This is a genomic window from Novosphingobium profundi, assembly GCF_018491765.1.
Lineage (GTDB): Bacteria > Pseudomonadota > Alphaproteobacteria > Sphingomonadales > Sphingomonadaceae > Novosphingobium > Novosphingobium profundi.
Genome location: NZ_JABWCU010000003.1, coordinates 324,359 through 349,523, shown reverse-complemented (window position 1 = coordinate 349,523; position 25,165 = coordinate 324,359). Strand labels below are relative to the sequence as shown.

Below are 25,165 nucleotides of genomic sequence, written 5' to 3'. Positions count from 1 at the left end.
TTACGCGAGCATCCATGACCGCACCCGAAGCGACACCCGAACTCGAATTTCACGAGGATACCTCCCGTGACGACCGCGCCTTCCTCGGTCACCCCAAGGGGCTGGGCTATCTCTCCTTCGTCGAGGGCTGCGAGCGCTTCTCGTACTACTCCATGCAGACACTGCTCGTGCTCTACATGGTCAAGTACCTGCTTCTGCCTGAAAACATCGGCAAGGTCGTGGGGCTCGCCTGGCTGCGCGCGGGGCATTATGCCGGGCTCGAAGGCCAGCCGCTCGCCTCGGCGATCTTCGGCGACTACACCTCGCTGGTCTACCTGACCCCGGTCCTTGGCGGCATCGTCGCCGACCGCTGGCTGGGACGGCGCGCGGCGCTGATCGCGGGCGGCGTGATCATGTCGCTGGGCCACTTCCTGATGGCCTTCGAGGGGATGTTCCTTTTCGCGCTGCTGTCGCTGATCGTCGGCGTCGGGCTGTTCAAGGGCAATATCGCGAGCCAGGTGGGCGAGCTTTACGGACCCAACGACTTGCGCCGCGCGATGGCCTTCCAGATCTTCTACATCGCGATCAACGTCTCGGTCATCGCCGCCCCGCTCATCGCGGGCACGGCGGGCGAGGAACTGGGCTGGCACTACGGCTTCGGGACCGCCGGCGTGGTCATGGTGATCGGCCTGGTGCTCTACCTCAAGGCCCGCCCCTGGCTCCCGGAGGACGGCAAGAGCCCCAAGGCCGAGAAGACCGCCTCGGGCAAGCTCACCCGCGCCGATCTGCCGCGCCTGGGCGCGCTCGCCGTGCTCATCCCGGTCCTTGCGGTTGCGATGCTCACCAACCAGGAAATCTTCAACGCCTACCTCGTCTGGGCCGACGACAAGTTCGCGCTGACCTTCTTCGGCACCCGCCTGCCCACCAGCTGGATGATCACCGTCGACGCCACGCTCTCGTTCACGATGCTGGTGGCGGTCGCCTGGTTCTGGAAGTGGCAGGGCGAGCGCACCGGCCGCGAGCCCGACGAACTGGGCAAGATGGTGATCGGCTCGGTCTTCATCATCATCGGCGGCATGTGCCTGGTGATCGCGGCGGCGACGGCCCCCGGCGATGCCAAGGTCGGCCTGTTCTGGCCGGTGATGTTCCACTTCTTCAACTCGATCGGCTTTGCGCACCTGATGCCGGTCAGCCTCGCGCTCTTCACCAAGGTCGCCCCCAAGGCGCTCAACGCCACGGTCGTGGGGCTCTACTACCTGGCCTTCTTCGCCGCGAACAAGGCGGTGGGGATCGTGGGCGGCTGGTACTCCTCGATGGACACCATGCACTTCTGGCTGCTCCACGTCGCCAGCGCGGCCTTCGGGCTGGTCGCCTTCGCGGTGCTCAAGCTGGTGCTGGGCAAGACGCTGGCCGATCCGGCCTGACCGCGAGCAGCGCTCAGCCGAAGACGGCGACGGACTGCATGCCGGCGATCACCGGCGTGCCGTCCGAGCGCCATTGCACGATGTCCTCGCTGGCGAGCCCCGTTGCCGACTGGCGGCAGGTCGAGCGGATCAACCACCAGCCATCGCGCGGGCGCGTCGCGGCATCGAGCATGTTGACGTGCCACTGCATCGAGCTGATCGGCGTACCGGCAGGCAGAAGCGGCAGTACGGCGGTCGGCAGGGCATCGCCCACCAGCACCGCCTCGACCTCGGGGGCCAGCCCTTGCGCATCGCGCAGGCGCACCCACCAGCACAAGTCCGCTTGCCCTAGATCCGGGCCCGCCAGCGCAACGCGCGTCTCGAAATGCTCGGCCATGAAGGCGGGAAGCCGGATCCCTTCGAAACCCGAGGCCTGTTCGAGCGGAATAACCGCCTCAGGCATCGGGTAACCCGCGAGCGAGAGGGCACTTGCGCGCTTGGCCATGAACACGCAATTGGCCAGGAAGCCGGTGCCTTTCTCCCCCACCAGCTCGGCCGTGACCCAGATCGCGTTGCGCCCTTCGCGCACGATCCGTCCCCGCGCCTCGACGCGGCCCGCGAGCGGGGCCATCATCGAGAACTGCGCGGACTGCAAGGGCAGCTCCAGCGCGCGTTCGGCCGGAAGCACCCGGCGAGCCGCTTCCAGCGCCAGCGCCGAACTCACCCCGCCATAGGCCGTGCGGCCCTGCAGCCAGTCGGGCCCGATCTCGACCGCGAAGCCGCCATCGCGCGGCTGAGCCGCCGCGAGGATGGCTCCAAGACCCGCCATGCTCAGGCCCGCCGCATGCCGTAGAGCCCCGTCACGGGGGCTCCATCACTGGAACGCGGCAAGGTTATTCCAGCTCCAGAATGATCGCGTCGACCGCAAGGCTGTCGCCCGCCTTGGCGTTGAGCGCCTTGACCGTCCCAGACTTCTCGGCGCGCAGGATGTTTTCCATCTTCATCGCCTCGATCACCGCGAGCGGCTGGCCGGCCTCGACCTTGTCGCCCTCGCCCACGTTGAGCGAGACCAGCAGACCCGGCATCGGGCAGATCAGGAATTTGGAAAGATCGGGCGGAATTTTCTCGATCATATGGCGCGCGTACTGCGCCACGCGCGTGGGCAGACAGTCGAGCTTGTGAATCGCCCCACGCGTCGTCATCGTGAAACCGGTGCGGGTCACGCCCAGCTTCATCGTGATCGGCTCGCCGTCGATGTCGGCGTCGATGAAGCGGTCACCGGGGGTGTATTCCAGCTCCATGTCGACCTCGACGTCGTTGACGAGGATCGTGTCCTCCTCGACGACGACCGTATAGGCCTCCTTGTCGAGCGTGACGGTCCATTCGCCCGGCGGGTCGAGCGGCATCGCAAGCTGTCCATCGACCCGGCGCGCGCGGTCCGAACGGGCTGCCGCGATGAAACCGGCTACCGCCACCAGCTTGACCTTGAGCTCGGCCGAGGCCGGAGCGCCGTGGAATCCTTCGGGATATTCCTCGGCGATGAAGCCGGTGGTCAGTTCGCCCGAGCGGAAGCGCTCGTGCTGCATGATCGCGCTCACGAAATCGATGTTGTGCCCCAGGCCCTCGATCTCGAAGGCGTCGAGCGCGGCGATCTGCTTGTCGGCGGCTTCATCGCGCGTCTCGCCCCAGGTCACCAGCTTGGCGATCATCGGATCGTAGAACATCGAGACCTGACCGCCCTCGTAGACACCATCGTCGACGCGGATACCGTCGATGCCACGCCGGCCGTTGGCGCTGCCGTCGTCGCTCCAGCCGTCGACCGGCGGGTTGTAGCGGATGAGCCGCCCCGTCGAGGGCAGGAAGCCGCGATAGGGGTCCTCGGCGTAGACGCGGTTCTCGATGGCCCAGCCCTCGATCTTCACGTCGTCCTGCGTCATCTCCAGCTTTTCGCCATAGGCGACGCGGATCATCTGCTCGACGAGGTCGATGCCGGTGATGGCTTCGGTAACCGGGTGCTCGACCTGGAGACGCGTGTTCATCTCGAGGAAGTAGAACGACTGGCCCGTCGGGTCCGCACCCGAAACGATGAGCTCGACCGTGCCCGCCGAGTGGTAATCCACCGCACGCGCCAGCGCGACGCACTGCTCGCCCATGGCTTTACGCATTTCGGGGCTGACGAAGGGCGACGGCGCTTCCTCGACGACCTTCTGGTGGCGGCGCTGGATCGAGCATTCGCGTTCGTTGAGGTAGAGGATGGTCCCGTGCTTGTCGCCCAGGATCTGGATCTCGATGTGGCGCGGGTTCTCGATGAACTTTTCGATGAAGACACGGTCGTCGCCGAAGGAGTTGAGACCCTCGCGGCGCGTCGCCTCGAAGCCCTCGCGCACGTCCGTTTCCGACCAGGCGAGGCGCATGCCCTTGCCCCCGCCGCCGGCCGACGCCTTCATCATCACCGGGTAGCCGATCTCGTTCGAGATCGTCACCGCGTGCTCGGTGTCCTCGATCACGCCGACGTAGCCGGGCACGACGTTCACGCCCGCCGCCTTGGCCAGCTTCTTCGATTCGATCTTGTCGCCCATCGCCGCGATCGCGCCCGGGGGCGGGCCGATGAACGCGATGTTTTCCTTGGCGAGCGCCTCGGCGAACGAGGTGCGCTCGGAGAGGAAACCATAGCCCGGGTGCACGGCCTCGGCCCCGGTTGCCTTGCAAGCAGCGATGATCTTGTCGGCCAGCAGGTAGCTTTCAGCGGCGGGCGACGGGCCGATGTGGACGGCCTCGTCGGCCATCTTCACGAACGGAGCCTGGGCGTCGGCGTCGGAGTAGACGGCCACCGTCTGGATACCCATACGGCGCGCGGTCTTGATCACGCGGCAGGCAATCTCGCCGCGATTTGCGATCAGGATCTTCTTGAACAACCCGTCTTCCTCCAACTTGCCGGGCCAGCCCACTCAGGGGCCGCCCGCGCCTTATCTGAAATGGATTACTCCGCCGCCTCCAGCTTGGCGCAGCCCTTGGGCATGCGCGAAGCCTCGACCTCGGCGGATGTCTCGGTGATCGCCATGGGCTTGAGGCCCAGGCGTTCGAACATGGCAAGGTCGCTGTCGTCGCCCGCGTTGGGGGCGGTGAGCAGCTTGTCGCCGGTGAAGATCGAGTTGGCGCCGGCCATGAAGCACATCGCCTGCGTCATCTCGGACATGGATTCGCGCCCCGCCGAAAGCCGCACCATCGAATGGGGCATGGTGATGCGCGCAACGGCGACCGTGCGCACGAACTCGACGTCGTCGATCTTGGCGAGCGGCGTGTCGGCCAGCATGTCGCCCAGCACCGTGCCCTTGACCGGCACCAGCGCGTTGACCGGCACCGACTGCGGGTGATCGGGCAGCGTCGCCAGCGTGTGGACGAAACCGACGCGATCCGCGCGGGTCTCGCCCATGCCCACGATCCCGCCCGAGCACACGTTCATGCCCGCCATGCGCACGTTCGAGAGCGTGTCGAGACGGTCCTCCATCGTGCGCGTGGTGATGACCTCGTCATAGCGTTCGGGCGAAGTGTCGATGTTGTGGTTGTAGTAGTCGAGCCCGGCGTCCTTGAGCATGGCCGCCTGGTCGGCGGTCAGCATGCCCAGCGTCATGCAGGTTTCCATGCCCATCGCGCGCACGCCCTTCACCATCTCGATGATGGCGGGCATGTCGCGGTCCTTGGGGTTGCGCCAGGCGGCGCCCATGCAGAAGCGGGTCGAGCCCTGGTCGGCGGCCTGCGCGGCGCGCTGGAGCACTTCGGAAACGCCCATCAGCTTGGTCGCCTTGACGCCACTGTTGGCGTGGACCGACTGCGAGCAGTAGCCGCAGTCTTCCTGACAGCCGCCGGTCTTGATCGAGAGCAACGTGGAGAGCTGAACCTCGTTCGCCTTGTGGTTCGCACGGTGCACTTCGGCGGCGCGGAAGACCAGTTCGGTAAAGGGCAGATCGAACAGCTGCGCGATTTCCTCGCGGGTCCAGTCGTTGCGCGGTTCGCTCTGGGGGGCGGTGGTCATTGTCTGTGTCATCCTTGTACGGCCCGGGCCTTGTCGCGCTGCGACGCGTAGGCACTCAATGCCGCTCCATAATGCCCTCCGGCCCTTCGTGCCAGTTCCGAGCCACCAAAACCCTCAACCGAACGTGCGATGCGTGCGACGCCCGCATCCGAAAGCGTGCCCAGCGCCGTGCGATAGATGCCGATGGTAAAGACGATCGCGCGCGATTTTCGCAGGCGCCGCAAGGCTTCCCGCTCGCAGCGCACGTAGAGCGCCTCGCCCGCATTGTCGGGCGTGACGTGCGCGAAACGCGTCTCAGGCGGGTCCTTCGGCAAGTAGCGCAAGTCGTCGCTGGCAACGACGAAGGCATTGGTCCGCCCGAAGATGTTGAACGACTGCAAGCCATCCATGAACTTGTCGACCCCGCTCGAAAGCGCGTCGGCATAGCCGTCGATGGGGGTGTGGATCGCGTGGACGGCCTGCCCCATCTTTTCCTCCAGCCGCCAGTCGGTGGGAAAGGCGACCGCCGCGGCCGCAAGGTGGAACGGACCGCCGGGCTCGGCCTGGACCATCACGCACAAGTCCTCCCAGACTGCGCGGGCGCAGGCCTCGAGCCCGCCCTCGACGCCAAGCAGCTGCGCCAGTTCAGCGATCGCCGGTTCGGCTTCCGGGCGTACCAGCACGCTTCCCGGATGCGCGTCGAAGGCCGCCGCGCGCGCGGCGAGTTTGGGCGACGGATCGAGCCACTCGTCCTGCGACAGGCGCACCAGCCCCATGCGCAAGGGCCCTTCGACCCGTGCCTGGGGGAGCAATGCCTCCACCGAGAAACCCAATGCCATCGCCTGCGCGCCCTACCCTGCCCTCTTGCCTTACTCGGCCGCTTCCAGCGCCTCGTCGGCGGGCGGCATGTTGTGGCCGAGCAGGCGCAGCACGTCGGCGGCGCATTCGACCACGTTCGAGCCCGGGCCATAGATGCCCTGCACGCCGCGCTCCTTGAGGTAGTCATAGTCCTGCGGCGGGATCACACCGCCCGCGACGACCTTGATGTCGCTGCGGCCCGCTTCGCGCAGATGCGCGATCATCTCGGGGATGAGCGTCTTGTGGCCCGCCGCGAGGCTGGACGCGCCGACGACTTCGACCTCGTTGTCGAGCGCCATCTTGCAGGCTTCCTCGGGCGTCTGGAACAGCGGGCCCGAGACGACGTCGAAGCCCATGTCGCCAAAGGCCGAGGCAATCACGTTCGCCCCGCGGTCATGGCCGTCCTGGCCCATCTTGGCGACGAAGAGTCGGGGCGCATGGCCCAGACGGCGGCTAACCGCCTCGACACCCGCGATCACCTGCTTGTAGCGCGCATCGCCCCCGTAGGCCGAACCGTAGATGCCCTTGACCGGGGTCGGCATCGTGCCGTGGCGGCCGAAGACCTCTTCCATCGCGGCCGAGATCTCGCCCAGCGTCGCGCGTTCGCGCGCGGCATCGACCGCGAGGCCGAGCAGGTTCCCGTTCCCGCGCGCACCTTCGGCCAGCGCCTTGAGCGCGGCCTGGCACTTCGCCTCGTCGCGGGTGGAGCGCACCTTGTTGATGCGCGCGATCTGCGCCTCGCGCACCTTGTGGTTGTCGACCTCGAGCGTCTCGATGCGGTCTTCCTCGGCGAGGCGGTACTTGTTGACGCCCACGATCACGTCGTCGCCCTTGTCGACACGCGCCTGGCGCCCGGCGGCCGCTTCCTCGATCATGCCCTTGGGCCAGCCCGCCGCGACAGCCTTGGCCATGCCGCCTTCGGTTTCGACGCGCTCGATGATCTCCCAGGCCTTGTCGACCAGTTCGCTAGTCAGCGCCTCGACGTAGTACGAGCCCCCCAGGGGATCGACGACATTGCACATGCCGGTCTCTTCCTGAATGACGATCTGCGTGTTGCGCGCGATGCGCGCGGAAAAGTCGGTCGGCAGCGCGATGGCTTCGTCGAGCGCGTTGGTGTGGAGCGACTGCGTGCCGCCCAGCATCGCGGCCATTGCCTCGATCGTGGTGCGCATCACGTTGTTGTAGGGGTCCTGCTCCTGCAAGGAGACGCCCGAAGTCTGGCAGTGCGTGCGCAGCATCTTCGAACGCTCGGACTTGGCGCCCAGCTGCGTCATCGCACGGTACCAGAGCGTGCGCGCGGCGCGCAGCTTGGCGATTTCCATAAAGAAGTTCATGCCGATTGCGAAGAAGAACGACAAACGCCCTGCAAACTTGTCGATATCGAGGCCAGAGGCCACGCCGTACTTCACGTATTCCATGCCATCGGCAATGGTGAAGGCCAGTTCCTGGACCTGCGTCGCGCCCGCTTCCTGCATGTGGTAGCCGGAAATCGAGATCGAGTTGAACTTGGGCATGTGGTCGGCGGTGTAGCCGAAGATGTCCGAGATGATCCGCATGGAGGGTTCAGGCGGATAGATGTAGGTGTTGCGGACCATGAACTCCTTGAGGATGTCGTTCTGGATGGTCCCGGTCAGCTGGTCGGGGGCAACGCCCTGCTCTTCGGCGGCGATGATGTAGAAGGCAAGGCACGGGATCACCGCGCCGTTCATCGTCATCGAGACCGACATTTCACCCAGCGGAATGCCGTCGAAGAGGATCTTCATGTCCTCGACGCTGTCGATGGCGACGCCCGCCATGCCAACGTCCCCGGTCACGCGCGGATGGTCGCTGTCGTAGCCGCGGTGCGTCGCCAGGTCGAAGGCGACCGAGAGGCCCTTCTGGCCTGCGGCAAGATTGCGGCGGTAGAAGGCGTTCGATTCCTCGGCGGTCGAAAAGCCCGCGTACTGGCGCACCGTCCAGGGGCGGCCGGCGTACATCGAGGCCTTCACCCCGCGCGTGAAGGGCGCGAAGCCGGGGAGGCCCGGATCGGTCTTGACGTCCTCGGCGGTGTAGAGCGGCTTGACGGCAATGCCTTCGGGCGTCTGCCAGGTCAGGTCGCGGCCCTTCACTTCCTTGTCGGCAAGAGCCTTCCAGTCTTCGAGGTTGGGGTTCTGCGTCATCTCAACGTCCCTTGAACTCGGGTTTGCGCTTTTCGCGGAAGGCGGTGACGGCCTCCTGGAAATCGTCGGTGAAACCGGCCTTGGTCTGGTGCGCCGCCTCAAGCTCGAGGCTGGCGGCAAAGCTGTTGTCGAGCGCATGAAGCACCTGCTTGCGGATCAGCCCGAGCGCGAGGCTTGGCCCCGCCGCAAGCCTGGCCGCGATCGCCTTGGCCTCGGCAAGCGCCGTACCATCGTCGACCACGCGCGCGATAAGGCCCATCGCCTGCGCCGCCTCGGCGGAAATCTTCTCGCCCAGCAGCGCCATCTCCATTGCGCGCGCGCGCCCCACGCTGCTGGCCACCATCCAGGTCGCTCCGGCATCGGGCACCAGGCCGATGTTGGCGAAGGCGAGCAGGAAGTAGGCCGAACGGTCGGCAACGACGATGTCGCCCGCGAGCGCAAAGCCCATGCCCGCCCCCACGGCCGGTCCGTTCACCGCCGCGACCAGTGGCACCGGGAGCTCGGCCAGAGTGCGCGCCAGCGGATTGTAGGAACTCGCCAGCGTCTCGCCCAGATCGGGCGACAGCGCGTCGACACCGTCCGCCTGCAAGTCCGCACCCGAGGAAAAGGCCCGGCCCGCGCCGGTCAGCACCAGCGCGCGCGCACCGTCGGCGACGGCGGCTTCGAGGCCCTCGCGCAGTTCGACCAGCAGCCCCGGTGTCAGCGCGTTAAGGCGATCCTCGCGCGAAAGGGTGAAGATCGCGACATCACCCTCGCGTTCGATCCTGAGACTATCCGACATCAGTGCGCCCCCTTGGGACGTTCCATGATCTCGGTCAGCTGGCCGCCCATGTCCTTGGGGTGGACGAAGAAGATCATCGTGCCGTGCGCACCCACGCGCGGCTCGCCCAGCACACGCTTGCCCAGACCCTCGAACCAGGCCTTGGCCTCGAGGATGTCCTCGACTTCGTAACAGATGTGGTGCTGGCCCCCGAGCGGGTTCTTCTCAAGCCACTTGCCCACCGCCGAAGCCGGATCGGTGGGCTCGAGCAGTTCGATCTGCGTGCCCCCGGCAGTGCCGAGCGCGCCGCTTTCCTGCGGCGTCTCGACGAAGCACACACGTACCTTCTGGCTTTCCAGCACGAAAGGCTCGGTAACGACGGCCGCGCCCATCACGTCCTTGTAGAACGCGATCGCGGCATCGAGGTCGGGCGTCGCGACGCCCACATGGTTAAGGCGGCCCAGTTTCATGGCTGAGGTTCCTTGGGGGTTTCGAGTATTTCGGTGAGAACGCCGCCCATGTCATCGCCATGGACGAAGAAGATCGGATGGCCGTGCGCGCCCGGACGCGGCTCGCCGAGCACGCGCTTGCCGGCCTGCGTGAACCAGGCATGCGCCGCATGGATGTCGGGCACCTCGAAGCACAGGTGGTGCTGGCCGCCTGCCGGATTGGCGCGCAGGAATTCGCTGACCGTGCTGTCCTCGCGCAAGGGCTGCAACAGTTCGACCTGCGTTCCGTGCATCGAGCCATCCGCGGGGGTGTCGACGAAACGGATGAGCAGGCCTGCCCGCTCGATCACGATGGGCTCATGGACGCAGCGCGCGCCCATGACGTCGCGCCAATGCGCGAGCGCGGTCTCCATGTCGGGCACCGCGATCCCTACGTGATTGAGCCGGCCAAGCTGCATCAGGCGCAGGCCTCGATGACCATGGCAATGCCCTGCCCGCCACCGATGCACATCGTGATGAGGCCGTACCTGCCGCCGGTGCGCTTCAGCTCGTACATCGCCTTGATCGTCAGGATCGCCCCGGTCGCGCCGATCGGATGGCCCAGCGACACGCCCGAACCGTTGGGGTTGGTCTTGGCCGGATCGAAGCCCAGCTCCTTGGCAACGCCGCAAGCCTGCGCGGCGAAGGCTTCATTGCTCTCGATCACGTCGATCTGATCGAGGCTGAGCCCCGCACGCTTCAGCGCCACGGGCACCGCCGCCACGGGCCCCAGACCCATGACCGAAGGCTCGACACCCGCGTGGCCCCAGCCCAGAATCTTCGCCATGGGCTTGAGCCCCTGCTCGGCCACCGCCGAACCGCTCGCCAGCACCAGCGCCGCCGCGCCGTCGTTGATGCCCGAGGCATTGCCCGCGGTCACCGTGCCGTCCTTCTGGAAGACGGGCTTCAGCTTGGCCATCGATTCCAGCGTGGCGTCCGCGCGCACATGCTCGTCGGTGTCGAAGACCGTCACGCCCTTGCGGGTCTTGATCTCGACCGGGACGATCTGCTCCTTGAAGTAGCCCTTCTCGATCGCAGCGGCCGCGCGGCGGTGGCTTTCGACCGCCAGTGCGTCCTGATCCTCGCGGGTGATCTGGCACTGCGCCGCGACGTTCTCGGCCGTCACACCCATGTGGATGTCGGCGAAGGGATCGGTCAGCGCGCCCAGCATGCCATCCTCGAAGGTCAACGCGCCCATCTTGACGCCCTTGCGCGCGGCGTTGGTCATGTGCGTGGAATTCGACATGACCTCGCAGCCCGCACCGATCGCGAAGCTGTGCTCGCCCAGCGCGATGGCCTGCGCGGCCGAGACGATGGCCTGGAGGCCCGAGCCGCACAGGCGGTTGACGTTCATCGCCTGCGAGGAGATCGGCACGCCCGCGTTGACCGAGGCGAGGCGCGAGACATAGGCGTCCTTGGGCTGGGTCGGGACGACCGTGCCCACCACCACGTTTTCGATCCGCGCCGCGTCGATCCCGGCGCGCGCGATGGCCTCCTTGATGGCGATGGTGCCGAGTTCCGCGGGGCGGAAACCCGCAAGCGCGCCGCCAAACGTGCCGATGGCCGTGCGCGCGCCGCTGATAATGTAGATATCTTCCATGGGTAGCCTCTGTCCTCTGCCTGTCTTGGGTCCGGCCCCGGCGCCGGCGCTCCTCCTCGCCGATCTGCCAGGGCCGGGAATGTCCGCGTCAGAGCGGAATGTTGTCGTGCTTCTTCCAGGGGTTTTCGATCGACTTGTTGCGCAGCTTCCTGAGGCCCAGCGCGATCCGCTTGCGGGTCGAGTGCGGATAGATGACTTCGTCGATGAAGCCGCGGCTGGCCGCGACGAAGGGATTCGCGAAGCGGTCCTCGTATTCCTTGGTCTTGGCCGCGATGCCCTCGGGGTCGAGCCCGCGGAAGATGATCTCCACCGCGCCCTTGGCGCCCATGACCGCGATCTCGGCGGTGGGCCAGGCGTAGTTGAGGTCACCGCGCAAGTGCTTGGACGCCATGACGTCGTAGGCGCCGCCATAGGCCTTGCGGGTGATCACGGTGATCTTGGGCACGGTCGCCTCGCCATAGGCGAAGAGCAGCTTGGCGCCATGCTTGATGATGCCGTTGTGCTCCTGGTCGGTGCCCGGAAGGAAGCCCGGCACGTCGACGAAGGTCAGGATCGGGATGTTGAAGGCATCGCAGAAACGCACGAAGCGCGCCGCCTTCTTCGAGCTGTTGATGTCGAGCACACCCGCCAGGACCATCGGCTGGTTGGCGACGACACCCACGGTCCGCCCCTCGACGCGCCCGAAGCCGCACAGGATGTTGCCGGCGTGAAGCGGCTGCACCTCGAAGAAATCGCCCTCGTCGAGGACCTTACGGATCACCTCGTGCATGTCGTAGGGCTGGTTGGCCGAGGGCGGGATGATCGTGTCGAGGCTGTGCTCCATCCGGTCCCAGGGATCCGAATTGGGGCGCTCGGGCACTTCGTCGCGGTTCGAGGCGGGCAGGAAGTCGATGAAATCGCGCGCGGCGAGCAGCGCCTCGATGTCGTTCTCGAGCGCGAGGTCGGAGACCGAGGTCTTGGACGAATGCGTGATCGCGCCGCCCAGTTCCTCTTGCGTGACGACCTCGTTGGTGACGGTCTTCACCACGTCGGGGCCGGTCACGAACATGTACGACGAATCCTTCACCATGAAGATGAAGTCGGTCATCGCGGGGCTGTAGACCGCGCCGCCCGCGCAAGGCCCCATGATCAGCGAGAGCTGCGGCACGACGCCCGAGGCCAGCACGTTCTTCTGGAACACGTCGGCATAGCCGCCCAGCGAAGCGACGCCTTCCTGAATGCGCGCACCGCCCGAATCATTGAGCCCGATAACCGGCGCGCCAACCTTGAGCGCGGCGTCCATCACCTTGCAGATCTTCTGCGCGTGGCGCGCCGAGAGCGAGCCGCCAAACACGGTGAAGTCCTGGCTGAAGACGTAGACAAGCCGGCCGTTGATCGTGCCCGAGCCGGTCACCACGCCGTCGCCCGGGATCTTCTGTTCTTCCATGCCGAAGTCGATGCAGTCGTGCTCGACGTAGAGGTCCATCTCCTCGAAGCTGTCCTCATCGAGCAGAACCTCAAGACGTTCGCGCGCGGTCAGCTTGCCCTTGGCGTGCTGCGCATCGATGCGCCGTTGACCACCGCCCATCTTGGCTGCTGCGCGACGCTTCTCCAGTTCGGCAATATTGGCTGACATCCGACTTCCCTTGGCAGTCCTGGACCGCGACCATGGCGGCGCGCAGCCGCTGGATACGATCCATGGTGGTTCGAGCAGAAATTGTTCTGAGCGTGCTAAGGCAGGTCAAGACGCTCAGGTCAACAGTTTTAATCGCTCGGTTAAACCGAACAGGCCAGCTACTCCGACAATATCCGGCACGCGATATCCGACAGGCGAGCGGCGCGAAGATCGCCGCGCTTGCATGCGTTGCAATGGGCAGCGTGGAACGTTTGGGACGCCCAAAGAAAAAGGGCAGGAGTTTCCCCCTGCCCTTGCATGGCGTGCAATGGTGGACAGCTCTTATTTGAGCAGAACCAGTTCCTCCGACATCGTCGGGTGGACCGCAACGGTCGCGTCGAAATCGGCCTTGGTCAGCCCTGCCTTCACCGCGACGGCCGCGACCTGGATGATCTCGGGCGAATCCGGGCCGATCATATGCAGGCCCAGCACGCGGCCGGTCTCGGCCTCGCAGACCATCTTGTAGAGCGCGCGCTCATTGCGATGCGCGAGCGCGTTCTTCATCGGGCGGAAATCGCTGGTGTATACCTTGCAGGTGCCGAACTGCTCGGTGGCCTGCGCTTCGGTAAGGCCCACCGAAGCGATCGGCGGATGGCTGAACACCGCCGAAGGCACGCAGGAATAGTCCACTGTCGAGGGCTTGTCGGCGAAGACGGTGTCGGCGAAAGCCTGCCCTTCGCGGATGGCCACCGGTGTGAGCTGGATCCGGTCGGTGACATCGCCCACCGCGTAGATGCTTTCCACGCTGGTCCGATTGTAGTCGTCCACGGCGATCGCACCGCGTTTGTTGGTCTTCACGCCCACGTCCTCAAGCCCGAGCCCCTCGACATTGGGAACGCGGCCCGTGGCGTAGAGCACGCAATCGACGTCCATCGGCTCGTGGTTGGTCATGAACACCTTGAGCGAACCGTCGGTGTTCGGCTCGATCTTCTCGAACTCGGCGCCGAAGCGGAACTCGATGCCCTTGGCGAGCGAGATCTGCAGGAGACGGTCGCGCAGCGCTTCGTCGTAACCGCGCAGGATCTGGTCCGAGCGGTTCATGATCGTGACCTTGCCGCCGAACTCGTTGAAGATTCCGGCGAACTCGTTGGCGATATAGCCGCCGCCCGCGATCAGCACGCGGCCCGGAATGGCGTCGAGATGGAACGCCTCATTCGAGGTGATGCCGTACTCGTGGCCCTCGAAGCCCGGCACGAAGGGGCGCGCACCTGTCGCGATCAGGATGACCCTGGCCGTCTTCACCTCGCCGCTCGAGAGCGTGACCTCGTTCGGGCCGGTGATCGTGGCGCGCTCGTGGTAGATCGTCACCTTGTTGTTTTCGAGGGTCTGCGTGTAGAGCCCGTTCAGACGATCGATGTCGCCCAGGACGTTGTCGCGCAGCTTGACCCAGTCGAACTTCGCCTCGCCGATCTCCCAGCCGAAATGCTTCGCATCCTCCAGGTCCTCGGCGAAATGGGCGCCGTAGACGAGCATCTTCTTGGGCACGCAGCCGCGGATCACGCAGGTCCCGCCGACCCGGAACTCCTCGGCCACCGCCACGCGCGCGCCGTGCGCGGCCGCCACGCGGCTCGCGCGCACACCGCCCGAACCGGCGCCGATGGTGAAGAGGTCGTAATCGAATTCGGACATGAACTGTAAGCTCCCGGCACCAGGGCCTTGCTTCGTGAAAACGGGTTGCCCCGTGCATATGGGGCGGCGGGACTGCGCCTGACAAGCGCGCACCGATTGTTTGCCTAGCAAACAATCTAGGGCATGCAAGAGCGAAGCGAGCGCCAATGTGGCGTTCGAGGGGTCGCCCCCTCGAACGCGCACGTCATCCCAAGGCCCCCGGCAGGGCCGAAGGGGGCCGGATCAAGCGATCCCGGCCTGGGCCAGCAGCGCTTCGGTCGAGGGGTCGAAGCGCGTGCCGCCCTGCTCGATCTGCTTGGCGATCGCCTTGCCCAGCTCGACGCCGAACTGGTCGAACGGGTTGATCCCCATGAGCACGGCGTTGGCAAACGTGCGGTGCTCGTGGAAGGCGACGAGCGCGCCGAACGTGGCCGGCGTCAGGTCGTCGAGCAGGATCGTCGCCGAGGGGCGGTCGCCCGGATAGGCGCGCGCGGGATCCTCGCTCGCCTTGCCCGCCATGAGCGCGGCGCCTTGCGCGAAGCAATTGGACAAAAGGATGCGGTGGTGCGCCTCGGCAAGGTCGTCGCCCGGCGCCACACAGGCGATGAAGTCGACCGGCACGAGGTTGGTACCCTGGTGGAGCAGCTGGAACACCGCGTGCTGGGCATCGGTGCCCACCCCACCCCAGGTGATCGGCGCGGTCGGCCCATCGACAGGCGTACCATCGGCCTTCACGCTCTTGCCGTTCGATTCCATCTCCAGCTGCTGGAGATAGTCGGGCAGCAGCGCGAGGCGCTGGTCGTAGGCGAAGACCGCGCGGGTCTGGCAGCCGCGCAGACGCGTGTAGTACTGGTCGGCAAAGGCCGCGCGCAGCGGCAGGTTGGCCGCACCGTCGGTGTCGCGGAAATGCTCGTCCATCGCGGCGGCGCCCGCCAGGAACTCGGCGAAGTCGGGCCAGCCCAGCGCCATCGCCACCGGAAAGCCGATCGAGGACCACAGCGAGTAACGCCCGCCCACGCTTTCCGAGAACGGCAGGATGCGCGTCTCGTCGACGCCCCATTCAACCGCCTTTTCGGGCGCGGCGGTCAGCGCGACGACACGGCCGTAGGGATCCTCGACCTCGTTTTCGCGCAGCCAGTTCATCACGCTCTCGGCGTTGGTCATCGTCTCGATCGTGGTGAAGGTCTTCGACGCGATCGCGAGCATCGTGGTCTGCGGATCACAGGCCTTGAGCGCGCGCTCGAGCGCGACGCCATCGATGTTCGAGACCACGTGCACGTCGACCAGCGAACCTTCGTCGGCGAGCGCATCGACCGCGAGCGCCGGACCCAGCGCCGAGCCGCCGATGCCAACGTGGATGAGGTGCTTCACCTCGCCCATCGCGCCGCGCAGGATCGCCTCGACGATCGCGGCGGTCTTGTGGTGGTAATCGAGCGCGAGTTCGACGCTCTCGGCCTTACCCACGCCGCGCTGCGCGGTATGCTCGGCGGCGCGGCCCTCGGTGGGATTGACGATCTCGCCCGCGAACAGCGCCGCGCGCCGCGCGTCGAAGTCCATCGCTGCGGCCAGTTCTTCGAAGGCGGCGATGTGCGCGGCGTCGAGATGCGTCTTCGACCAGTCGAATCGAATCTCGCCCAGCGTCTCTTCCTCGCCCAGTTCGAAGCGGGTGGAGAGCGCGTCCAGACGCGCCGGATCGCCCTCGAACAGCTCGACAAGGCTCGGCTTTTCAAGGCCCTTCAGCTTGTCCCAGATCGCGTCAGCCATGCCAATCTCCTCGTTAACGGCGCAATTGCTCCGCCTTATGGGTGCTGCATGGGCGAAAACCAAGACGTTTCCATGACCTGTGCACGCCCTTCGCGCGTGCCTGCCGGGCTCGTTCGCCCCAGCCCCCCGGTCGGCACAAGTTTGCGCTTCATCGGCAATTCGCTTGACCTTTGGGCCCTTGCGCAACATGGGTCGGGCATGAGCGAAATCGAGAGCGTTCCCGACAAAACGGCCCCCCAGGCGGCGCCGCAAACCCCTTCTCCCGCCGCAGGCGCCAAGCCCAAGAAGGACGAAAATTTCTTCGCCTTCCTGTTCTGGCTGCTGCTGGGCGTCGTGGTGCTGCGCAGCTTCATCATTTCGCCGTTCAACATTCCCAGCGAATCGATGCTGCCGCGCCTCCTCATCGGCGACTACCTGTTCGCCTCGAAGTGGTCCTATGGCTATTCGAAGTACTCGCTGCCGTTCAGCGCGCCGCTGATCCCCGGCCGCCTCTTCGCCAGCGAACCCAAGCGTGGCGACGTCGTGATCTTCAAGGCCCCTCCGGGCAACGACCTCGACTACATCAAGCGCGTCATCGGCCTGCCCGGCGACGAGATCCAGATGGTCAACGGCCAGGTCATCCTCAACGGCAAGCCCATTCCCAAGGTGAAGGTCAACGACTTCATCCTGCCCGTCACGCAGAACATGATCGACGCCGCCAAGGCCGAGATGCGCCTGCCTTGCGTCGACCCCGAGTTCGAGATCACCCGCAAGGACGGCACCGACGCCTGCCGCTACCCCCAGTTCCGCGAGACGCTGCCCAACGGCGTGAGCTACAACGTGCTCGACCTGGGCACCCGCGAAAAGGACAACACCGGCGTCTACATCGTGCCCGAGGGGCACATGTTCCTGATGGGCGACAACCGCGACAATTCGCTCGACAGCCGTTTCCCGGCAATCGAGGGTGGCGGCATCGGCATCGTTCCCCAGGGCAACCTGGTGGGCAAGGCCGCGCTGATGATGTTCTCCACCGATGGCTCGGCCAAGTGGCTGCTGCCCTGGACCTGGTTCACCGCCGCGCGCTGGAACCGGATCGGCGGGACGTTCTGACCTTGCTTAGCGAGACGACCCGCGCCTTTCTCGAGCCCGTCATCGGCCAGCCGCTCGGCGACGAGACGATCTGGCTGGCCGCCCTCACCCACGGCAGCACCGGCGAGAAGCGCAACTACGAACGCCTCGAGTTCCTGGGCGACCGCGTGCTTGGCCTTTCTGTGGCCGAATGGCTCTACCAGCACAGCGGCGAGGCCGAAGGCCGCCTCTCGCAGCGCCTCAACGCGCTGGTCAGCCGGGCGACCTGCGCCAGCATTGCGCGGGCGATCGGCCTCGGCCCCCACATGGTGCTGGGCAAGCAGGCACGCGACGATGGCGGCGCGGACAGCGAGAACATCCTGGGCGACGTGATGGAAGCGCTGATCGGCGCCTGCTTCCTCGTCCACGGCTTCGAGGCGGCCCAGAAGATGGTCCGGCGGCTCTGGGCAACGACGCTCGAGGGCAAGACCGGCCAGCGCAAGCATCCCAAGTCCGCGCTCCAGGAATGGGCCGCGGGCAACCGTCGGCGGATGCCCGAATACAAGCTCGTCGACCGCTCCGGCCCCGATCACGCCTCGCAATTTACCGTCGAGGTCGCTATTCACAACGTAGGGCGCGCGCAGGCCACGGCGAATTCCAAGCAGGAAGCCGAAACCCTCGCCGCCGAGGAATTCATGAGGAAATTTGCATGACGAGCCCGCAAGCCGGTTCGGACACCCAGGCGGAGAAGTGCGGCCTCGTCGCCGTCATCGGTGCGCCCAACGCGGGCAAGTCGACGCTCGTCAACGCGCTCGTCGGGCAGAAGGTGGCGATCACCTCGGCCAAGGCGCAGACCACCCGCGCGCGCCTCATGGGCATCGCGCTCGAGGATACGGTGCAGATCATCCTCGCCGACACGCCCGGCATCTTCGCGCCCAAGCGCCGGCTCGACCGCGCGATGGTCGCCGCCGCCTGGGAAGGCGCGCAGGAGGCTGACGCCATCCTGCTCGTGGTCGACCCGATCAAGCAGCGCCGCCACGAACTCCAGCCGCTGCTCGAAACGCTCAAGGATCGGTCCGAGCGCAAGCTGCTCGTCCTCAACAAGGTCGATGCCTGCGCCAAGGAGCCGCTGCTCAAGCTGGCCGAGGAACTCACCGCGGCCGTCTCCTTCGAGGAAGTCTACTTCGTCTCCGCGCTGACCGGCGACGGCGTGCCTGAACTCAAGCGTCACCTCGCCAGCCTGATGCCAGTAGGCCCCTGGCATTATCCCGAGGACCAGGTTTCCGACGCCAGCGAGCGCCTGCTCGCCTGCGAGGTCACGCGCGAACAGCTCTACCGCCAGCTCCACGAGGAGCTGCCCTACGACAGCGCGGTGCGCCCCGAGGCCTATGTCCAGCGCAAGGACGGATCGGTCGAGATCCGCCAGCAGATCGTCGTCGCGCGCGACGGCCAGCGCGCCATCGTGCTGGGCAAGCGCGGCGCCAAGATCAAGGCGATCGGCGAGGCCGCGCGCAAGGAGTTGTCCGAGATCCTGGGCCAGAAGGTCCACCTTTTCCTGCATGTAAAGGTGGAAGAGAACTGGGCCGAGGCGCGCGACATCTATGAAGAGATTGGACTCGACTGGGTTCGCTAGACCCGGCCGGTCCGACCACCACCACCACCAAGGGGGCACGATGAAATTCAAGATACGCGCGGGCCGCCTGGCGGTTTCCGCGCTGCTGCTGGGTGGCTGCCTGGCACTGGGCGCCGAAGCACTGGCCCGCACCCAGGACCAGAAGGCACTTCCCGCCCGCACCACGCAGGCACCCGCCGAGCCGGCCTCCGCGCCAATCGTCAACGTGGCCCCGCCGGAACCGGTCAGCCTCCAGGGCGAGCGCTACGTCGCGATCGGCTCCTCGTTCGCGGCGGGGCCGCTGCTGCGCCCGGCCAAGCTCGGCGCCCCGCCGCGCTGCGGGCAGAGCATGAACAACTATCCCACGCTGGTGGCCGAACGCTTCGGCATGATCCTGACCGACCGCACCTGCTCGGGCGCCACCACCAACAACGTGCTTGGGCCCTGGAAGGAGATCGAGCCGCAGATCAACAGCGTGACCCCGCAGACGCGGCTGGTGACGATCACGATCGGCGGCAACGACATCGCCTACGTCGGCAACCTGTTCTCGGCCACCTGCCACTACCGCAACGCGACGGCCCCCGCCGGAACCAAGCCGCGCGTGTGCAATGCGGTGCGCGTGCCGCAGAACGTGGACTATGCTCGCGTCGAATTGCAGATGAACGAGATCATCCGCCGCATCCGCACGCAGGCACCGCGCGCACGGATCGTGCTGGTGCAGTACCTCACCCCGCTGCCGCCCGAAGGCAAGCTGTGTGAGGCGACCCCGGTCAGCCCGCAGAACGCGGCGATCGTGCGCACGATCGGCAAGCGCCTCGCCGAGATCACCGACAAGGTCGCGCGCGAGCGCGGCGTACTGGTCGTGGAAATGAACATCGCTTCGGCCAACCACACCCCGTGCGATGCCGAGCCGTGGATGATCGGATCACCGGCCGGCTACGACGGCAGCCTGGGCCTGCAATGGCACCTCAACCTGGCCGGCATGCGCGCGACCGCGCAGGACATCTCGTGGTGGCTGGTCAACAGCGGGGTCAAGGAAATCAACCCGCCCCGCTATGAGGACCTGCCGCAGGCGGGCAGCGGTTCGGAACTCTCGACGCCGCTGCGCCGATGACAAACATGCCGAGGCCCGCACCACGGCGCGCCTCGGCATCCTATTGCGGATCGTTACTCAGCGGGCCTTGGCGATCGAGAAGCCGTGCTGGCGCGCGGCGTCCTTGGTCGATTCCTCGGTCCGGTTGAGCGCCTTGGCGATTTCCTTCAGCCCCTTGCCCTTGCCTGCAAGGGTCTGGAGTTTCTGGAGTTCTTCCGGCTTCCAGGGTTGCTTGTGCTTGGCGATCTTCTCGCTCATGGCATTTCCTTCTCTTTGCCCAGAACCGCAAAACGAAGCTTGACGACGGCTACGCCAAGCCCAGCGATCATCCGTTTGCGTCCTTGCGGGTCCTTCTGATGTCGCGGCCAATTCCGCCGCAGTGAGAGCTCGGCGCCCCACGTCAACTCCCGCCCGCGACGAAACCGCGCAAACGAGATGCGCGGTTCCGGCGAGTGCCCCGGCTTACCAGGGAAGATCGTCGTCGAGGTCGGTGACCGGCGCGGTTTCCACCTTGTCCGAAGCCTTCTTGGCCGGAGCCTTCTTCGCGGCGGCCTTCTTGGCAGGCGCCTTCTTGGCAGGCGCCTTCTTGGCCGCGGGCTTCGCCTCACCGTCCTTGGCCGCAGCCTTCTTGGCGGGCGCCTTCTTCTTGGGCGCGGCCTTCTTCTTGCCCTTGGGCGGGCCCTTGGCGGCCTTGGCGTCGATCAGCGCGATCGCCTCGGCGTCGGTGAGATCCTCGGGCTTGGCGTCGCGCGGAAGCGTGGCGTTGTAGGTGCCGTCGGTCACGTAAGGCCCGAAGCGCCCGGCCATGACCTTCATCTCGCCTTCGCTGGTGGGGTGCTTGCCCAGCACCTTGATCGGCTCGGCCTTGGCACGCGCACCGCCACGACCCGCCGCCGCCTCGGCAAGGATCGAGACCGCCGCGTTCATGCCCGTCTCGAACACGTCGGCGGTGCTCTTGAGCTTGCCGTACTTGCCATTGTGCAGGAGATAAGGCCCGTAACGTCCGATATTGGCGACGATTTCTTCGCCGGTCTCGGGGTGCGTACCGACCGTGCGCGGCAAGCCCAGCAGCTTGACCGCCCAGTCGAGATCAAGCTCCTCGATGTCCTTGGGGATCGAGGCGCGCTTGGCCTCCTTGCCCTCACCCAGCTGGATGTAGGGCCCGAAGCGACCGACCTTGCGCACGATCTCCTCGCCCGTCTCGGGATGCTTGCCCAGCTCCTGGTCGTCGGCTTCCTCGCCGCTGCCGCCGGGCTGCGCGAACTTGCGGGTGAACTTGCACTCGGGATAGTTCGAGCAGGCGATGAAGGCGCCGTAGCGCCCACCACGCAGCGACAGCCGGCCCTCGCCGCACTTGGGGCACTGGCGCGGGTCGGAGCCGTCGTCCTTGGGCGGGAAGAGGTAATCGGAGAGGAACTCGTCGAGCGCCTCGGTCACTTCCGAAGGCTTCTTCTCCATGACTTCGTCGGACTTGGGCTTGAAGTCGCGCCAGAAGGCCTCGAGCAGCTCCTTCCATTCCTGGCGACCGCCCGAAACGTCGTCGAGCTCGTCCTCCATGCCCGCCGTGAAGTCGTAGGCGACGTAGCGCTCGAAGAAGCGCTCGAGGAAGGAGGTGAGCAGACGGCCCGTTTCCTCGGCGAAGAAGCGGTTCTTCTCGGTGCGCACGTAGGCGCGATCCTTGAGCACCTGGATCGTCGCGGCGTAAGTCGAGGGGCGCCCGATGCCCAGTTCCTCCAGGCGCTTGACGAGGCTGGCTTCGGAGAAGCGCGGCGGCGGCTGGGTGAAGTGCTGCTCGGCCGAAACGCTCTTCTTGGCGGGCATGTCGCCCGCCTTCATGAACGGGAGCAGGCCCGAATCGTCGTCCTCCGACTTATTGTCCTGCCCTTCCTCGTAGACCGCAAGGAAGCCCGGGAACTTGACCACCTGGCCCGAGGCGCGCAGCTCGTTGCGGCCGGTGCCGTCGCGCAGGGTGACGGTGGTGCGTTCGAGCTGGGCCGAGGCCATCTGGCTGGCCATCGCGCGCTTGAAGATGAGGTCGTAGAGACGCGCCGCATCGCCCGAACCGGCGCTGTCCTTGGTGAAGTCGGTCGGGCGGATGGCCTCGTGGGCTTCCTGCGCGTTCTTCGCCTTGGTCTCGTAGTGGCGCGGCTTTTCAGGCAGGAAATGGCCGTCAAAGCGGTCGGTGATCGCCTTGCGGCACTCCGAAATCGCGCTCGGGTCCATCTGCACGCCGTCGGTACGCATGTAGGTGATCGCGCCCTGCTCGTAGAGCCCCTGGGCCACGCGCATCGTCTGGCTGGCCGAGAAGCCGAGCTTGCGCGCGGCCTCCTGCTGGAGCGTCGAGGTGGTGAACGGGGGCTGCGGGTTGCGGCGGTGCGGCTTGGTCTCGACGCCCTCGACCTTGAAGGCCCCGCTCTCGACCGCGGCCTTGGCGCGCATCGCGATGCCCTCGTCGCCAAGCGACAGGCGATCGAGCTTGTTGCCCTCGAACTGCACCAGCTTGGCGGTAAAGTCGGTGCCGTCGTGCGCCATGAGGGCGGCGACCGACCAGTACTCCTGCGGCTTGAACGCCTCGATCTCGCGCTCGCGATCAACGATCAGGCGCAGCGCGACCGACTGCACGCGGCCCGCCGACTTGGCGCCGGGCAGCTTGCGCCAGAGCACCGGCGAGAGCGTGAAACCGAACAGGTAGTCCAGTGCGCGGCGCGCAAGGTAGGCGTCGATCAGGTCCTGGTCGAGCTCGCGCGGCTCCTGCATCGCCTTGGTCACGGTGGCCTTGGTGATCGCGTTGAAGGTGACGCGCTCGACCTCCTTGGGCAGGGCGCGGCGCTTCTTGAGCAGTTCCAGAACGTGCCAGGAGATGGCCTCGCCTTCGCGATCAGGGTCAGTCGCGAGAATCAGACGGTCGGCTTCCTTGGCCGCATCGGTGATCGCGCGGACCTGCTTCTGCTTGTCGCCGTAGAGCTCCCAGTCCATCTCGAAACCCTCGTCCGGACGAACCGAGCCGTCCTTGGGCGGCAGGTCGCGGACGTGGCCATAACTGGCGAGCACCTTGTAATCCTTGCCGAGATATTTCTCGATGGTTTTGGCCTTGGCGGGTGACTCGACGATAACAAGCTGCATTTCAGACTTTCTAGTATGCCCCTCACGTGCGTGCGCATGCACATACACGTGTATGTGTGTACGCATAGGGTGGGAATCACTGGAGGGGTTCGTCAAGCACCAAACAATGACAGGGCCGTGGCAGCGTCTCGGCGCCCCGCCTCAGCCCGACAGGCTGACCCGCCCGCCCGCGTGGCGCACCAGCCGCCCCGCCAGTTCGAGCTCGAGCAGCGCCAGTTGCACCGCCGAAGTGCGGGCACCCGTCTGCCGGATGAGTTCGTCGACGCTCACCGGCGCGGTGGTGAGAAGCTGCGCGATGTCCTCCGGCGCGCGCTCCGCCAGCTCGCCTTCCTCGGCACAAGCCCAATCCTCGGCCTCCTCGCGGAAAGTCGAGCGGGGCGTGCCGTCGAAGGCGGTGAGCAGTTCGATCACGTCCGCGACCGATTGCACCAGAACCGCGCCTTCGCGGATGAGGCCATTGCAGCCATGCGCGCGTGGGTCGAGCGGGGAGCCGGGAATCGCCATGACCTCCCGGCCCATCTCTCCCGCCAGCCGGGCGGTGATGAGCGAGCCGGACCGGGGCGCTGCCTCCACCACCAGCGTCCCTGCACTGAGGCCCGCAATGATGCGGTTGCGCGTGGGGAAATGCCGCGCGAGCGGTTCGGTGCCGACCGGTTGCTCGGCCAGAAGCAGGCCTTTCTCGGCAATTTCGGCGTGGAGATCGGCATGCTCGGGGGGATAGGCCAGGTCGATGCCGCTGGCGATGACCCCCACGGTCGCCCCGCCCGCCGCGAGCGCGCCCTGGTGCGCCGCCCCGTCGATCCCGCGCGCCAGGCCCGAGACGATCGTGTAGCCCTCCTGGGCCAGACCATAGGCGAAATCGCGGGCAAGGCGGATTGCGGCGGCCGAGGCGTTGCGCGCCCCGACAAGCGCGACGCAGGGCCGGTGCAAGATCGCCAGGTCCCCCCGGTAAGTCAGGATCGGCGGAGCCCCGCTGACATGCGTGAGCAAGGGCGGATAATCGGGAAAATCGTGAAAGAGATAGCGCGCACCGACGTGGCGCATCCGGCTGGTTTCGGCGTGAACATGCTTGGCCGAGGCCACCCCGTAAGGCTTGCCCGAACGGTTGACGAGGCCCGGTAGCGCCTCGAGCGCGGCGCTGGCGGTCCCGTACCGGGCCAGCAAGAGGCGGTAGGCGACCGGACCGACATTGGGCGATCGCAAAAGCCGGACCCGCGCGAAGGCCTCGTCCGGTGCGAGATCACGCCTCTCGCCACATACCCCTCTCGCCTCGTCCATTCGCCCCCGCTGGATCCGTCTATTTCTTCGCGCCCACCTTCGGCTCGGTTCCGGCAACCAGGCGGGCGATGTTGGCACGATGCTGGAAGAGCACGACAAGCGCAATAACCCCCAGCACCATTGCGGCTTCACTTTGGCCCAGCGCCAACGCGACGAGCGGCGCGATCACCGCCGCGCTCATTCCCGCGACCGAGGAAATCCGCACCACCGCCAGGAGGCCGATCCAGGCCACCGCGTAGGCAAGACCGATCGGCCAGGCATAGGCGAAGGCAATCCCCGCCGTCGTCGCCACGCCCTTGCCGCCCTTGAACTTCAGCCAGACCGGAAAGCAGTGCCCCACGAAGACCGCGAGCGCGGTGAGCCAGGTCCACTGCGGCCACAGCGCCGCGGTCATCGAGACCGCCGCGAAGCCCTTGCCGAGGTCGAGCAGGAGCGTCGCCGCGGCGAGCTTCTTGTTGCCGGTGCGCAGAACGTTGGTCGCCCCGATGTTGCCCGAGCCGATGCCGCGCAGATCCTCCATCCCCGCAAGCTGGGTGAGCAGAAGACCGAAGGGCACCGAACCGAAGCCGTAGCCGACGAATAGAGCGAGAATCCAATCCATGGCCCGGCCCATAGCCCGTTTGTGGCGCGAGGCGAAGATATCTCGTTGCATGGTCATGTTGCCTGCCGCGCGCGACCAGTTGCCGCTTCGTGCGTTGCTTGCCAGGGCCCAAAGCGGCTAACAGGA

At 66.4% G+C, this 25,165-nt stretch carries 21 protein-coding genes; 5 read left to right on the top strand and 16 right to left on the bottom strand.

Features of this window, described 5'->3' with window-relative positions; genetic code table 11:
* The first annotated feature begins 14 nt into the window (after nucleotides 1–14).
* Nucleotides 15–1,403: a peptide MFS transporter gene (locus tag HT136_RS04080; protein WP_214198113.1), complete on the top strand. Its 1,389-nt coding sequence runs from the start codon at nucleotides 15–17 to the stop codon at nucleotides 1,401–1,403.
* A gap of 13 nt (nucleotides 1,404–1,416) precedes the next feature.
* Here the strand turns inward: HT136_RS04080 and HT136_RS04075 are convergent, their stop codons facing one another.
* The 12 genes from HT136_RS04075 to pgi form a co-directional block, all read right to left on the bottom strand.
* Nucleotides 1,417–2,211 (bottom strand): thioesterase family protein, encoded by a 795-nt coding sequence (locus HT136_RS04075; protein ID WP_214198111.1) that lies wholly within the window; start codon nucleotides 2,209–2,211, stop codon nucleotides 1,417–1,419.
* Between the two features lie 64 nt (nucleotides 2,212–2,275).
* The gene (locus tag HT136_RS04070; protein ID WP_214198109.1) at nucleotides 2,276–4,297 is read right to left on the bottom strand and encodes an acetyl-CoA carboxylase biotin carboxylase subunit; all 2,022 of its coding nucleotides are present in this window, start codon (nucleotides 4,295–4,297) and stop codon (nucleotides 2,276–2,278) included.
* Nucleotides 4,298–4,362: 65 nt separating this feature from the next.
* On the bottom strand, nucleotides 4,363–5,415 hold the full coding sequence (gene bioB, locus HT136_RS04065; protein WP_214198107.1) for a biotin synthase BioB: 1,053 nt from the start codon (nucleotides 5,413–5,415) through the stop codon (nucleotides 4,363–4,365).
* 8 nt (nucleotides 5,416–5,423) lie between these two features.
* Nucleotides 5,424–6,233 (bottom strand): heme-dependent oxidative N-demethylase subunit alpha family protein, encoded by an 810-nt coding sequence (locus HT136_RS04060; protein WP_214198105.1) that lies wholly within the window; start codon nucleotides 6,231–6,233, stop codon nucleotides 5,424–5,426.
* A gap of 30 nt (nucleotides 6,234–6,263) precedes the next feature.
* Nucleotides 6,264–8,411, bottom strand: a complete 2,148-nt coding sequence (gene scpA / locus HT136_RS04055; protein WP_214198098.1) for a methylmalonyl-CoA mutase — start codon at nucleotides 8,409–8,411, stop codon at nucleotides 6,264–6,266.
* Nucleotide 8,412: 1 nt separating this feature from the next.
* Nucleotides 8,413–9,192 (bottom strand): enoyl-CoA hydratase-related protein, encoded by a 780-nt coding sequence (locus HT136_RS04050; RefSeq protein ID WP_214198096.1) that lies wholly within the window; start codon nucleotides 9,190–9,192, stop codon nucleotides 8,413–8,415.
* The gene (gene mce, locus HT136_RS04045; RefSeq protein WP_214198094.1) at nucleotides 9,192–9,641 is read right to left on the bottom strand and encodes a methylmalonyl-CoA epimerase; all 450 of its coding nucleotides are present in this window, start codon (nucleotides 9,639–9,641) and stop codon (nucleotides 9,192–9,194) included. Before mce (HT136_RS04045) ends, HT136_RS04050 begins: the two co-directional genes overlap by 1 nt.
* A complete protein-coding gene (mce, locus tag HT136_RS04040) occupies nucleotides 9,638–10,078 on the bottom strand; it encodes a methylmalonyl-CoA epimerase (RefSeq protein ID WP_214198092.1) in 441 nt (146 codons plus the stop codon). Before mce (HT136_RS04040) ends, mce (HT136_RS04045) begins: the two co-directional genes overlap by 4 nt.
* A complete protein-coding gene (locus HT136_RS04035; protein WP_214198090.1) occupies nucleotides 10,078–11,259 on the bottom strand; it encodes an acetyl-CoA C-acyltransferase family protein in 1,182 nt (393 codons plus the stop codon). Before HT136_RS04035 ends, mce (HT136_RS04040) begins: the two co-directional genes overlap by 1 nt.
* Before the next feature lie 88 nt (nucleotides 11,260–11,347).
* Entirely contained in the window at nucleotides 11,348–12,874 is a 1,527-nt protein-coding gene (locus HT136_RS04030; RefSeq protein WP_214198088.1) for an acyl-CoA carboxylase subunit beta, read from the bottom strand.
* A 321-nt stretch (nucleotides 12,875–13,195) separates the two neighbouring features.
* Nucleotides 13,196–14,542 (bottom strand): glutathione-disulfide reductase, encoded by a 1,347-nt coding sequence (gorA, locus tag HT136_RS04025; protein WP_214198087.1) that lies wholly within the window; start codon nucleotides 14,540–14,542, stop codon nucleotides 13,196–13,198.
* A gap of 222 nt (nucleotides 14,543–14,764) precedes the next feature.
* Nucleotides 14,765–16,285 carry a glucose-6-phosphate isomerase gene (gene pgi, locus HT136_RS04020; RefSeq protein ID WP_214198078.1) on the bottom strand — a complete coding sequence of 507 codons (1,521 nt, stop codon included), beginning with the start codon at nucleotides 16,283–16,285 and terminating at the stop codon, nucleotides 14,765–14,767.
* 198 nt (nucleotides 16,286–16,483) lie between these two features.
* Between pgi and lepB the strand changes: the two genes are divergently transcribed.
* The 4 genes from lepB to HT136_RS04000 are packed head-to-tail and all read left to right on the top strand — an operon-like array spanning nucleotide 16,484 to nucleotide 20,058.
* Nucleotides 16,484–17,374 (top strand): signal peptidase I, encoded by an 891-nt coding sequence (gene lepB / locus HT136_RS04015; protein ID WP_214198076.1) that lies wholly within the window; start codon nucleotides 16,484–16,486, stop codon nucleotides 17,372–17,374.
* 2 nt (nucleotides 17,375–17,376) lie between these two features.
* Nucleotides 17,377–18,045, top strand: a complete 669-nt coding sequence (rnc, locus tag HT136_RS04010) for a ribonuclease III (protein WP_246543324.1) — start codon at nucleotides 17,377–17,379, stop codon at nucleotides 18,043–18,045.
* Nucleotides 18,042–18,965, top strand: coding sequence for a GTPase Era (gene era, locus HT136_RS04005; protein ID WP_214198074.1), 924 nt, complete (start codon nucleotides 18,042–18,044; stop codon nucleotides 18,963–18,965). The genes rnc and era overlap by 4 nt, the downstream gene beginning before the upstream one ends.
* A gap of 40 nt (nucleotides 18,966–19,005) precedes the next feature.
* On the top strand, nucleotides 19,006–20,058 hold the full coding sequence (locus HT136_RS04000; protein WP_214198073.1) for an SGNH/GDSL hydrolase family protein: 1,053 nt from the start codon (nucleotides 19,006–19,008) through the stop codon (nucleotides 20,056–20,058).
* Between the two features lie 57 nt (nucleotides 20,059–20,115).
* Here HT136_RS04000 and HT136_RS03995 read toward each other — a convergent pair whose 3' ends face one another.
* The 4 genes from HT136_RS03995 to plsY form a co-directional block, all read right to left on the bottom strand.
* Nucleotides 20,116–20,295, bottom strand: a complete 180-nt coding sequence (locus tag HT136_RS03995) for a hypothetical protein (RefSeq protein ID WP_214198071.1) — start codon at nucleotides 20,293–20,295, stop codon at nucleotides 20,116–20,118.
* 204 nt (nucleotides 20,296–20,499) lie between these two features.
* Nucleotides 20,500–23,160 carry a type I DNA topoisomerase gene (gene topA / locus HT136_RS03990; protein ID WP_214198069.1) on the bottom strand — a complete coding sequence of 887 codons (2,661 nt, stop codon included), beginning with the start codon at nucleotides 23,158–23,160 and terminating at the stop codon, nucleotides 20,500–20,502.
* 141 nt (nucleotides 23,161–23,301) lie between these two features.
* Nucleotides 23,302–24,438, bottom strand: a complete 1,137-nt coding sequence (gene dprA, locus HT136_RS03985) for a DNA-processing protein DprA (RefSeq protein ID WP_214198067.1) — start codon at nucleotides 24,436–24,438, stop codon at nucleotides 23,302–23,304.
* Nucleotides 24,439–24,457: 19 nt separating this feature from the next.
* Nucleotides 24,458–25,039 (bottom strand): glycerol-3-phosphate 1-O-acyltransferase PlsY, encoded by a 582-nt coding sequence (plsY, locus tag HT136_RS03980; protein WP_214198065.1) that lies wholly within the window; start codon nucleotides 25,037–25,039, stop codon nucleotides 24,458–24,460.
* Nucleotides 25,040–25,165 lie beyond the last annotated feature (126 nt).